General features: G+C 43.6%; 11 protein-coding genes and 2 pseudogenes. 1 reads left to right on the top strand and 12 read right to left on the bottom strand.

The features are described from left to right. Positions 1–22: 22 nt before the first annotated feature. From trhO to CJU60_RS17950, 12 genes and pseudogenes are all read right to left on the bottom strand, one after another. A complete protein-coding gene (gene trhO, locus CJU60_RS17895) occupies positions 23–991 on the bottom strand; it encodes an oxygen-dependent tRNA uridine(34) hydroxylase TrhO (protein WP_095714496.1) in 969 nt (322 codons plus the stop codon). A gap of 213 nt (positions 992–1,204) precedes the next feature. After that, positions 1,205–2,086 carry a helix-turn-helix domain-containing protein gene (locus CJU60_RS17900; protein WP_095714497.1) on the bottom strand — a complete coding sequence of 294 codons (882 nt, stop codon included), beginning with the start codon at positions 2,084–2,086 and terminating at the stop codon, positions 1,205–1,207. Between the two features lie 114 nt (positions 2,087–2,200). Then, positions 2,201–3,520, bottom strand: a complete 1,320-nt coding sequence (locus CJU60_RS17905; RefSeq protein WP_483294937.1) for an erythromycin esterase family protein — start codon at positions 3,518–3,520, stop codon at positions 2,201–2,203. A 132-nt stretch (positions 3,521–3,652) separates the two neighbouring features. Next, positions 3,653–3,927, bottom strand: a pseudogene (locus CJU60_RS17910) (hypothetical protein). Positions 3,928–3,984: 57 nt separating this feature from the next. Continuing rightward, the gene (locus CJU60_RS17915; RefSeq protein WP_095714499.1) at positions 3,985–4,776 is read right to left on the bottom strand and encodes a phosphatidylserine decarboxylase; all 792 of its coding nucleotides are present in this window, start codon (positions 4,774–4,776) and stop codon (positions 3,985–3,987) included. Beyond that, entirely contained in the window at positions 4,769–5,257 is a 489-nt protein-coding gene (locus CJU60_RS17920) for a DedA family protein (RefSeq protein ID WP_024120066.1), read from the bottom strand. Before CJU60_RS17920 ends, CJU60_RS17915 begins: the two co-directional genes overlap by 8 nt. Continuing rightward, on the bottom strand, positions 5,248–5,781 hold the full coding sequence (gene pssA / locus CJU60_RS17925; protein WP_095714500.1) for a CDP-diacylglycerol--serine O-phosphatidyltransferase: 534 nt from the start codon (positions 5,779–5,781) through the stop codon (positions 5,248–5,250). Before pssA ends, CJU60_RS17920 begins: the two co-directional genes overlap by 10 nt. Positions 5,782–5,968: 187 nt before the next feature. Beyond that, positions 5,969–6,865: an enantioselective carboxylesterase CesB gene (gene cesB, locus CJU60_RS17930; RefSeq protein ID WP_095714501.1), complete on the bottom strand. Its 897-nt coding sequence runs from the start codon at positions 6,863–6,865 to the stop codon at positions 5,969–5,971. A 174-nt stretch (positions 6,866–7,039) separates the two neighbouring features. Next, the gene (locus CJU60_RS17935) at positions 7,040–7,444 is read right to left on the bottom strand and encodes a DUF2606 family protein (protein WP_095714502.1); all 405 of its coding nucleotides are present in this window, start codon (positions 7,442–7,444) and stop codon (positions 7,040–7,042) included. Further along, positions 7,407–8,345 (bottom strand): trypsin-like serine peptidase, encoded by a 939-nt coding sequence (locus CJU60_RS17940; protein ID WP_095714503.1) that lies wholly within the window; start codon positions 8,343–8,345, stop codon positions 7,407–7,409. Before CJU60_RS17940 ends, CJU60_RS17935 begins: the two co-directional genes overlap by 38 nt. A gap of 151 nt (positions 8,346–8,496) precedes the next feature. Next, a complete protein-coding gene (gene purT, locus CJU60_RS17945; RefSeq protein WP_095714504.1) occupies positions 8,497–9,651 on the bottom strand; it encodes a phosphoribosylglycinamide formyltransferase 2 in 1,155 nt (384 codons plus the stop codon). 99 nt (positions 9,652–9,750) lie between these two features. Continuing rightward, positions 9,751–10,809: an iron-containing alcohol dehydrogenase family protein gene (locus tag CJU60_RS17950; protein ID WP_095714505.1), complete on the bottom strand. Its 1,059-nt coding sequence runs from the start codon at positions 10,807–10,809 to the stop codon at positions 9,751–9,753. A 796-nt stretch (positions 10,810–11,605) separates the two neighbouring features. On the opposite strand from CJU60_RS17950, the pseudogene CJU60_RS17955 reads away from it, so the two are divergent. Further along, positions 11,606–11,914 (top strand): annotated as a pseudogene (locus tag CJU60_RS17955) (hypothetical protein); the annotation flags it as partial.

Genomic DNA, 11,914 nt, shown 5'->3' on the forward strand with positions numbered 1-11,914 from the left:
CATGAGAGGTGTTCTTTCCATATTATTCAGCAGCAGCGTGCTCTTCTTTTTCAATCGCTGCAAGTCTGGCGCTAACTTCTTCCGCAGTCATATTGTGTTCTTGTACATATAAGTTTCTTGGGTTCGTGCGGCATTCGTGGCTGCAGCTGCGCATATATTTGTATTCATTTTCCGGTGTGCATATGATTTTCTTATTGCATGATGGATTTGCACAGTTGACATACCGTTCACACGGTTCACCTGTAAAGTAGTCTTTTCCGACAATGACATGCTCGACACGGTTGACCGGCACGCTGATTCTTTCATCGAATACGTAGCATTGGCCGTCCCAAAGCTTTCCTTGCACCTCAGGATCTTTTCCGTATGTGACGATTCCGCCGTCAAGCTGTGATACATCTTCAAAGCCTTGCTTCATCAGCCAGCCTGAGAATTTTTCACAGCGCACGCCGCCCGTGCAGTATGTCAAAATCTTTTTGCCTTCAAGCATCTCTTTATTTTCTTCGATCCACTCTGGCAATTCACGGAACGCCTCGATGTCAGGACGGACAGCTCCTCTAAAATGGCCGAGATCATATTCATAATCATTACGCGCATCAAGGACGACTGTATCAGGATCCTGCATCTTTTCAAAGAATTCTTTAGGCTTCAAATGCTTTCCTGTTGTTTCATTTGGATCCACATCATCCTCAAGGCGAAGCGTCACAAGCTCTTTTTTATGACGGACGAACATTTTCTTGAACGCATGATTTTCTTCTACATCAATCTTGAACACCATATCCGCAAAACGAGGATCAGCTTTCATCGCTTGCATATATTGTTCAGTCTGCTCAAACGTACCTGATACCGTACCGTTAATCCCTTCAGCTGATACAAGAATACGGCCTAACAAACCAAGCTCCTTACAAAAAGCCAGATGCTGCTCTCTAAACACCTCCGGCTCTTCAATCGGAACATATTTATAGTAAAGTAATACTCTGTATTGTTTTTCCATGATATAAACACCCTGTTCAATGATATAGTTAGTTGTTATGCACACTCTTACTATATCATACAGGAAAACATCTCAAAGATGAACACATCCGCCCAGACTGATAAAAATATCCAAACTCTTACAAACCCAGGAGGCGAGCGGGTTCGGGGAAAAACAATAGTATTTTCCATTCATTTACTAATAAAATCACATGTATTTTTCAGATAACTATACTTATAATTCTTCCTCAAACGATAAATTAACAGGCTCATCTAAAAGCTCTCCCGGCATTTCAAGATTTGTTGAAGGAACGCTCTCATCTACCTCTTCAAAAACAACATGATCCATCCACACTTGGCCTGGTCCCGATAACTGAACGCCGAATGAAATGACAGCACTATTTTCAGGAACATCCAAAACAACAGCGTAATGATTCCAATTGGTTGTTCCTGTAATTGGCCTGTTGCTCATATTATCAAATTGAAGAACATCTTCAGCCGCACTGTCAACCCGCATCCAAAGCGATGCGAAATGCTTTACGCCTTTTGTTTTGATAAAACATGATAGACGCAATCTTTTCCCGAGATAACGGTCCGCCTTAAATTGCTGCATCATCGTCGCAAATTCCCCGATGTCCTGCACCATTGTTGATTTTAAATACCCCGACGCCTTGCCCTGATGCACATTTTCCCGATCAACCCCTATTTCAAATTGAAATGGATGACTACCGCTTAATACCCAGCCCTTCATTTTTTTCTCCATCCAAGATTCCTCCTTTTTTGCAGTAAAACGTTTCATAAATGTTCGATATGCTCCCGGCGGCATGTGATACGTTTTTTTAAATGCCCGAGTAAACGCCTCTTGAGATTCAAACTGATAATGCAAGGCAATGTCGATAATGCGAACATCTGTATAAAGCAAAGCAGCTGCCGCATTCGCAAGGCGTCTTAAACGTATATAAGAAGCAACCGACATGCCTACTTCTTTTTGAAAAATCCAATGAAAATGAAATTTAGAAAAGCCTGAAACGCTTACAATATCCTTGCCAGATATCGGCTCATGCAAATGTGATTCAAGCCAATCAATGGTTTGCTGAACAGCTTTTTCATAATACATGGAACACTTTAATCTCCTTTCTGTTTCAGAATAAAAGATCCCGCCTTAAATGTTTTGATTATTTTTGCGATATGTAAAAATCCCCTGTGTGTTTACACAGGGGATCTTCTTTCCTCACTTTATAATAACAGAAGGCGTTATATGCTCCAGCCAAATTACACCGTCATATTGTTCCTTCAATATCATTTGCTCCTCCTTGAAACCCCAATACAGCGCTGTACGTGGCGTATACATCCATGAAGTTCCTTTGCTTTTTTTGGTATGGAGAAAATCAACAAAGACCGATGGATGGTTCGCAGCTTTCAGCAAGTCTTCAAGACTTCCAGCCGGCGGCGGGCTTGTTACCGGATTAACGGTCTTATTATCGGAGCTATCCAGACTGGCTCCAGAGTACGCATAGATTCCAATGGTATAGGTCTGTTTTTTCAGCCGCTCAGGCAAATAATCACCCATGTTAGGTCCGTTTAGCTGTACCCAGTCCTTTATCATTTTGGTATTCTGTTTGCGAAGATGGTAATTGTGCCCCCAGACGATAATCTTCTTTTTTGGATAAAGCGTTTCTGCAACCCACTGAAATTGTTCAGCCATCATGCGGTCTCTCATAAAGAATGAAAAATCCTCCATATTCTCCGGATAATCCATTAGCTTTTCTTTCATTTCTTCCAGCATGTATGTTTCCATTACGTCAATTCTCAGCTGAAGGGAATGCACAAAGATCTCATAAGCTTTCGGCTCTTTCGGAAGGTGCGCTTTTAGCGTTGAAGCATGTGTGTCAGCGAACTTGATAAGCTCCCTGTAGTTTGTCACAAGCGCTTCCTTCTTTTGCGTAAATTCTTCCATCGTTTTGCTGTTTGACACTAAGCTGAAAAAATCATTTTCTGATTGGGAAAGCAGCTCGGCTTTTTCAGGGTCCACCGCCTTTATCCATTGATTCGCAGCACCGTCGAATGAATTCTTCAGGCTTTGAATATCAAATCCAGTGAGAATAAGCGGATCACCTTTCTCTTTTTGCTCTTTCATATAATCAAACAGTTCAACCACATCTTCTGTGTGCCATACGGGGTAAATGGATTGTTTCATCATGCTCTTCGGGGTTAATTGATCCATGTGAAGGTAGGATGCATTTACTTCGGGAAAGCCAGACTCAAAGGCAAGTACATCATATCCCAGTTCTTCGTGGAGGTATTTGATCATGCGGACCTTTGTTGCATTCATCTCACCTGAGCCATGTGTGGTTTCTCCTAACTGGACGATTCGTTTTCCTTTCAGCACTTTCTTCAGAAATCGAAGATCTTTGTTTGAAGCATCGGAAGAATCCAGCGGATGGGCATTCCGTTCAATCCAGCGATCCCAATGTTTTTCTTCAGAAGCAGCACGGGCGGGCGCCGCAAAAGAAGAAAACGCCAGACAGACGATCAGCAGCGGCAAAGTCATTATTACTAACTTATGTTTCAATTCTATCTCTCCTTTTCTGCTAGGTTCTCTAGTAGTTACGAGATAGTTATAGAAAAAGTTTCCTTTTCAGTTATATAAAAAAAAAAGCTTCTGCTGATAGAAGCCGTTTTTTTAAGAGCCTTTCATTGCCTGATGAAAATAAAACCGATACGTATTTCTCAAAAACGTTTCAACCGGAAGCTGCACATCCGATTGGTATTTGCTGATGATGAATGGAAACCGCTCCAATCCTTTTTGGCGCAAATCGTTCACTTGCTCTGCATCAGTTGCCGCCTCTTGCAGAACTGTTTCCACAATCGGCCAGCACGCTTCCTGCACCTTGTGAAGAGCCGCTCCATCTCCGGTTTGCTGATAATGTGTATCCAGCTGACGATTTGTTTTTCCATCACTCTCACCTTTCTTCAAAAAAAGAGGCGCCGCTTCCATTTGCGAGCTCCTCTTCTTTACTCTCCATAACCTAACAGTTGCCCGACTTGGACTTCTTGGCCTTCTGTTACATCAGCAGACGGCCGGAACGCGTCTTTTTCAAAGATCAAAATGACGGTTGAACCAAATGAAAAGTACCCCAGCTCCTCGCCGATCTTCAATTGATCACCTGTGCTGGTCTGCACGATGGAGTTAATATTCATCGCGCCGACAGGAATCATCAGCACGTTTCGATTGCCGCTATTCAACTCATAAACAACTCGGTAATTTTTCGACAGTACATCTTTTCCGTATTTTAATCCTAACTGATTCACCGGGTATGAACGGTTCCCGAGTTCTGCCAGCTTTTGATATGTGCAGCTGATCGGGGAATGAAAACGGTGGTAATGCCGCGGGCTTAAGTACAGCACGACGAAATATCCACCGTTGTATTGATGATCAGCGCTTTTACAGCCGGTCAATTCAGCAAATGAGTAGTCTTTTCCCTTTACCGTAAAGGTTTGATTATGATTGATCGTCCCTATCGTCTGAACGACACCGTCAACGGGGCTGACCACAGCATGCGCCTCTTTTGAAACAGGGCGCCGCTCCAAATTAATATTCCGAATAAACAATTCGGAAAGCGAACCGTAGTCAGCGGCCGTTCCGTCTACATCATTCCAGTTAATCTGAAAGTGTTTAGAGAAGAGCGGAATGACCGGCTTACTGATTTTCGATTCGCAAAATCCTTTGATCAGGCAGGATGATAATCGATGGTTTGTCAGTTCTATCAATGATCGGTACAGAATCTTTACAGCCGTATTAAACATGAATAATCCCTATAACCCTTCCGATTGTAATAAAAATAAAGCACCACAAAAAGGCGCCGATCGCCGCGTACGCGATATACGTTTTCAGCTCCATTTTGCCGATTCCCGAAAAGTAACACGTCACATGCCGGACGCCTGGAATAAAATAACCTAATATAAGAGAATACGGTCCGTATTTCTTCATCCATTTTTCTACTTTCAGCATTCTCTTTTCTTTCAAACCGACCCATTTACCATACTTATCGATAAACGGACGCCCGGCCTTTCTGCCGATCATGTAGCTGATCATCATCCCTAACAGGGCTCCGACAAAGCTGATAAAAATGGCAAGCTCATAATTCAGCACATCAATATGCGTAAAATAACCGACGATTGTCATCATGACTTCGTCGGGTATCGGCAATCCAATAATTCCAAGAACAAGCATCAAAAAAATAGCGAGATAACCATAATCCGCTATCAGCTGCTGCACTAATTCCATCTTTCGGACTCCAGATTTTCTGCTGCGTGTTTTTTAAAATGAGGAAATTTCACTTTGCTCACCATTAAATAAGACAGCCCGCATGTGCCGAGCGCCAGCAGAATCGGGTTATTCACAAAGCATAAAATGACGAGACACATTGCCGCAAATGGAATCGGCATTCCGATAAACGTCGGAAGCTTGCTTTGTTCAACATTAAATTTAGAGAGCCGAAGCATTCCGCAAATACTGTAAGCCAGCGCGCATAGTATCCCGATAAACGGCAATGCATATAAAGCGACACTGTAGGCGAGCATGGATGGCGCCACGCCAAATGTAACCAGATCCGCAAATGAATCCAGTTCTTTCCCCATATCCGATACAGCATTCAGCTTACGAGCAGCCATTCCATCGAAGAAATCGAGAAACATGCCGGTAAAAATGAAAATCACTGCTGAATGGATGTTGTGAAATATTAAGGAATGAACCGCCAAAAGCCCGCAAATAAAGTTTCCTATCGTAATCATACTGGGTATATAATTCACAGTGTAACCAAACCTCCAATTGAAAAAAACCTTATATCAACACGACGTTGTATATCGAATCAGCGTTACAGGAAAAATCTCTCTATTAAACATGATAACATAGACTGCCAGAAAAAAAGCAGCACTCAAATTCTATTATTATACAACATTTGTTACCTTTTGAACAATGAATGCCAGTCTTTTCAATTTATGTACTCATTTCATTTTCGCCTAAAAATGACATTACACGTTTATTGACATAGTCCGGCTGCTCCAGAGGTAACAGGTGTCCCGCATTCTTGACCATTTCCGTCTGAATCCCCGCGACTAATACAGAAGCTCTTTCTAAAGCCATTTGCTGATGGTACATCACTTCATGCTCGCCGAACATCAGCAGTATCGGAACCGTGATTGACTTTAACTCCGCGTCTGTGAACACGTAGGGAAAGCCATTTTCTTTCGGTGTCAGGCTTCTTTTCTCATCCTGCCACTTGACTCCAGCCTTGATCTGCTTTTGCAGCATGGGATGAAGCTGATAGCGGCCGGCCGTCAGCCACTTGATGTAAGCATCAGCCCCGTTCGGCTCACTAAGGCCTGCGGCATATTTATAGACATCGGGATGAAATGATATAAACGCTTCAGCAGGACTCATGACAACCGCTCGTTCCACTCTTTCAGGCATATCAAGCAGAAAGTTCACTGTATGAAGCCCGCCAAGGGAAAATCCGGCCAGATGTGCTGTCTCCAGTCCAAGCGAATCAAAAACATCTTTCAGCCAGTGAGCGCAATCAGCTCTCGTATCCAGAGAGGCTGATGGTATACTTTTATTTTTGTCTCCTATTATATCGACTGCATATGTACGATATTGACCGCTCCACTCGGCGATATTCGGATACCACATGACAGAGCTGAAGAGCCCCCCGTGAAGCAGTACAAGCGAAGGTGCGTCCTTTGGCCCACTTGCCATGATATGTGTTTTTCCGAAACGAGTAGAAACATAGAAAGCTTCCGAATCAATCGGCCACAAAGAAAGGCTTTCATCATAAGCCTGGTAAAAGCATGTACCGCCTTCAGCCGCGGCAAGCTGCATCGAATCCTGTTTCATCTTTTTCTTTTTCCTCCGACTTTCATTTATATAGAGAGAAAGGAGACTGCCCTTTCTTGTAAGAAAAAATACCCATTCTTATTATCTCATATAACAATTTTCCAGTATATAGTTTGATCATATACGAAGATCAATAAAAAAAAGACGTTCTTCCTAAACTTGAAGGAAAACCGTCTATTCTTTAAAGACTAATGGAATAACCTTATCTTTTTTGTCCTTTGTTAATGACACTTGATGTGTCACAGACGTTTCATTCTTCGTCAAGGCGATGGAATAGTCACCCTTTTTCCCGGTATTCCATGTGATGTCTCCGTTTTTGTCTGTCAAACCGAGAATCTCACCGATCTCTGTATTCGGCTCCTGATCTGATGCCGGCGCTTTGACAATCGTCACTTGAACGCCTTCCATCGGTAACCCGGCATCGTCTTCCACATGAAGGGTCACAGGAATCGTTGTTTCTTTCTGAGCAGAATCTGAATGCGCCTGAGAGCTGCATCCGCATAAAAACAAAATAGAAATGAAAACGGCCAGTTTACCGTATTTATTGCTTTGCCCAATATTGAATATTGTTGAATACATCATTCGTCACCCTTGTTCCCAAGTTATATGACGATCCTCCGTTGGTATGGATTGCAATGGCCGTCTGCCCCGTATCACTATAATTGCGGTAAACAGGCGAGCCGCTTTGGCAGCCGTACGTATCAGTTGTATAGGTCAGCTTATACGTTTCCGCAGAGCGAATCGGCTTTGTATCAGACCACATGGTGCCGAAAGTCTTGTCACACGGAAATCCTGTAACTGATGTAGAGAGGCCGACGGGGCTGCTGCTGTTTGTTGTTCTATAACCATACCAGCCAACCGTGTTGCCAGGAGAACCATTTAGTTTTACTGCACCGTAATCATAATTGGTATCTTTGCTTTCCGTCCATCCTTTAACGGAGTAAAACATCGTGCCGGAATAAGTGCCGTATGGATAGGATGAACCATTGCGGCCCGGCGCAGCAGTGATCGAAGAAGCCCACCCGTGATCCTGGCTGTACACACAATGTCCGGCCGTTACCACAGTATTCGGGTTCACTAAAAAGCCTGTGCATCCATAAGTGCTTGAGGTATTGGGATATTTGACAGATAGCTGAACCGTTGCTCTGTAAGGAAATGACGTAGTGCCTGAAATTCTGACGCGTTCATCAGATCCAATTACACTTGAAGGCTTTAAGGATTTAATGTTTTTTTCTGATTCTATGAGCTCGTGTAATGTTTTGCTTGTTTTTCCGGTTCCTTCATAAGGATCAGAAACCAATTCCGCTTTCGACGTCTGGTTATTGCTGACTTCAGCTTCCTTTCCCGTATTGGAGACAGAGGTTTGCGGGTTCTCCGCCGCTTCTGCCGGCGTTCCGAAAGATACCGCCGCTGCCGTTGCCAAACACAAAATCGTAAACCCTGCAAAGCATTTTTTTCTGAATCTTGAGACTACTCTCATTTTAGTCATCCCCCTCCTTTTGTGTCAACCAGCCATTTCATTGGAAGACTTTTACATTATAATCAAGAATTTGATTCTTATGATACAATTTTTGGCGGTGATGATAAAAAAAACGGGCCATGTATCAAGACAAGGCCCGTCTGTTTCATGTCTATTGAATCGATAGTTGATCCAGCGCTTTCTTCGCGTTCTCTCGCGCTTTTCCAACAGTGTCAGCCGCAGAAAGCGCAACCGCCATACGGCGTCCGACCTTCGTTATCGGCTTTCCAAACACGCGCACTTGTGTATTTGGCACTGCCAGCGCGTTTTCCAAACCTTCAACAGTGTAATCCGCTGACTCTTCCGGTGCTTTGAGGGGCCGGCTGGCGCCTGGAGAAAGCTGTGTGATTTCTGTAATCGGAAAGCCGAGAATCGCCCGAACATGCAGCGCGAATTCCGACAAATTTTGCGTCACCAGCGTCACAAGACCTGTATCATGCGGTCGAGGAGACACCTCACTGAAATACACCTTGTCTTTCGCAAGGAAAAGCTCAACACCAAACAGACCGTACCCGCCAAGCTCATCAGTAATGGCTTTCGCAATATGCTTCGCCTCTTCAATTTGCTGCTCTGTCATATGATGAGGCTGCCATGATTCGATATAGTCTCCATCCTTTTGCTCATGGCCGATCGGCGCACAAAATACCGTACCGTTCACTGCACGCACAGTTAAGAGTGTAATCTCTGATTCAAACGGGATAAACTCCTCAACGATCACGCGTCCGTTCTTCACTCGTCCGCCTTCCATCGCCGTCTCCCAGCAGCTCTCCAAGTCCGCTTCTGAGCGGCATACGCTTTGGCCTTTTCCCGAAGAACTCATCAACGGTTTGACGACACAAGGGAAGCCGATATGAGCTGCCGCCTGTACAAATTCTTCATATGTATTCGCAAATTCATAGCCTGCCGTCGCAAGCCCGAGCGTTTCTGCCGCAAGCCGCCTGATGCCTTCCCGATCCATCGTCAGCTTTGCTGCACGCGCATTTGGGATCACGTGAAATCCTTCCTCTTCAAGCTTCAGCAATTCATCCGTCGCGATTGCCTCAACCTCAGGCACAATCAAATCAGGTTTTTCTTTCTCAATAATGTGTCTGATCTGCTCACGATCCAGCATGTCAATGACATAGCTTTTATGCGCCACCTGCATCGCCGGAGCATGCTCGTAGCTGTCTACCGCCACCGTCTCTACCCCGAGACGCTGGGCTTCAATCACAACCTCTTTCCCCAGTTCACCTGAGCCTAACAATAAAACCTTCTTTGATTGATACATCTTTGCCCCTCCTATCTGTTCAAAAACCATTATAACTGAAATATTCAAAAAATAAATTTCGCAATAAAAAAGCTAAAATAAGAAAACCCTTATTTTAGCTTATGATTCCAATACATTAATTGCCGCCACAACATCCGCTTCACAAAAAGAACCCATCAAACATAACGATTCTTCCGGCTTGCACGCATGAGCCGCAATGACTTTCTTCGCTTGCTCTTGATCCTTATGAATGCCTAAATCACTCAGTTTCACCGGGAAGCCAAGCTGCTGATAAAACGGAATCAGCTCTTCAATTTCCTGATTTCTCTTCTCAAGCGCAAGCTGAATCAGTATGCCGTACGCCACCTTTTGTCCGTGCAGTACATGATGGGTTTCCGGGATAAAACTGAGACCGTTGTGAACCGCATGGGCACCCGCCATCCTGCCGAAGCGTCCGGCATAACCGCCTACAGTTCCTGCCAAAGTAATAATGGTTTCTGCTACAGCTGTGAAAGAAGCCGAGGCTTCCCCTCTCTCAAGGCTTTCAACAGCCTTAAGGCTTTCCTGCAGCAAAAGATCACGAATATAGACAGACTGCCTAAGCCCTGCTTCGACCATTAATGAAACAGGCTCCTTCGTATTTCTGATAATGGCTTCCGCTTCATACCACTTCGCAAGCGTGTCGCCAATTCCGCTTTTGACATATTCGATAGGAGAAGAAAGCAGCAATAACGGATCAACGAGTGTCAAATAGCTGGAACGTTTATGATAATCGACTCGGATAAAGTTGCCTTCTTGATCATAGATCACGCTCAGCGGCGTGCTTGCCGCGCAAGTTCCAGGGATTGTCGGAACAGTTATGACTTCGATATCCATATGATCTGCAACAGCTTTTGCCGTGTCTAACACTGTTCCGCCGCCAATCCCGATAATGAGATCAGCAGATGCCGCTTGTTCCGCAATCTCCCTTATTGCTTCAGGCGAGCTGTACCCTTTATGCTGAATCACTCTCCACTCTGGCGGAATCGCAGCATACTTTTGAAACGCCTCATACGACTTGATGCCCGTTACAACAACAGGATGCTTCCATTCCTTCACAAATGCCGGCAGCTCTTTTACAATTCCTTGTTTGCATATGTATTGATTCGGACCGCTTCGGACAATATCTTCTGGCTGCATCTCTCATCTCTCCTCCATTTTTTCATCAATCATCTCACTCTCTTTAAAATGGTGTCAATCGAACAGTACACAAGAATGACTGATCAAAAATCGCCCGTCGATTTGAACCGGCTGTATCGAGTTCGAATAACTCGTCAAGATGATAATCTCTCTTTTCAAAAAGGCTCTAATAGGCAGCGATAGCAGCTGCCGAAGCCATCTGGGCTGCAATCTCTGATTCATTGACTCCATGCACTGCCAATTCGACTTGTGGGCAAAAGAAATTGCAGATGGACTTCATATTTTCTGCTTATACTGTGCAGCACCTGAAATCTATTTTTACAAAAATAGCCGTCGAGAGTTGGTATGTCAGCTGATTCTAGCTGCATTCCCTGCTATGATCAAAATGATTAAAAGGAATTAATAGAAAAGTACCATTTTCCCTTGATTCTTCAGTTTCTTCTCCTCTCCTAAATTCATCACGGCACCATATTCAGGAAAAATACAGACAAGGACATAGGATGTGAAGATAGTCGTAATAAATACGAACTTAGAAACTGCTGAAATACGTCTTAAAACCTATCAAGCACAGATAGGTAACGGCTCAATTCGGATGACTAGCCAGAGGCAATTGAAGCCAATTAACTCGACGATTTACCCTTACTTTTTGGATATTCGTTGAAAGCTCGAGCTGAAGCCTTAGTATTAAGAATCATCCTTAGACTGAACTCTCTAAGAGTACATTCTATTAGGTTATAGATGCTTGACATGTTTTTCCTTTATGGTATGTTGTTGATTGAAGGAGAGGAATGAGATAATGAAGAAACTTAAAAAGATTTTTTATTGTAATGTTGCCCTGCTGCTGCTCGTATTATTGCTCGTTGGATGTGCGGGCAGTAAGAACGAAGAATCAAAAAATTCTTCAGATAATGATTCTGCTTCACAATCTGAAGAAAATAATGATGAGACTCAAGATAACAACCAAATAGGCAAGGATGAATCAGAGTCAACAGGATCAGAAGAAGCCATAACAAAAGATTCAAATGAAAATTCTTCAAAAGAATCTGTAACAAAGGATTCAAATGAAAACTCTTCAAAAGAATCTGTAACAAAGGATTCAAGTGAA

Source organism: Bacillus sp. 7705b, assembly GCF_002289525.1.
Lineage (GTDB): Bacteria > Bacillota > Bacilli > Bacillales > Bacillaceae > Bacillus > Bacillus halotolerans.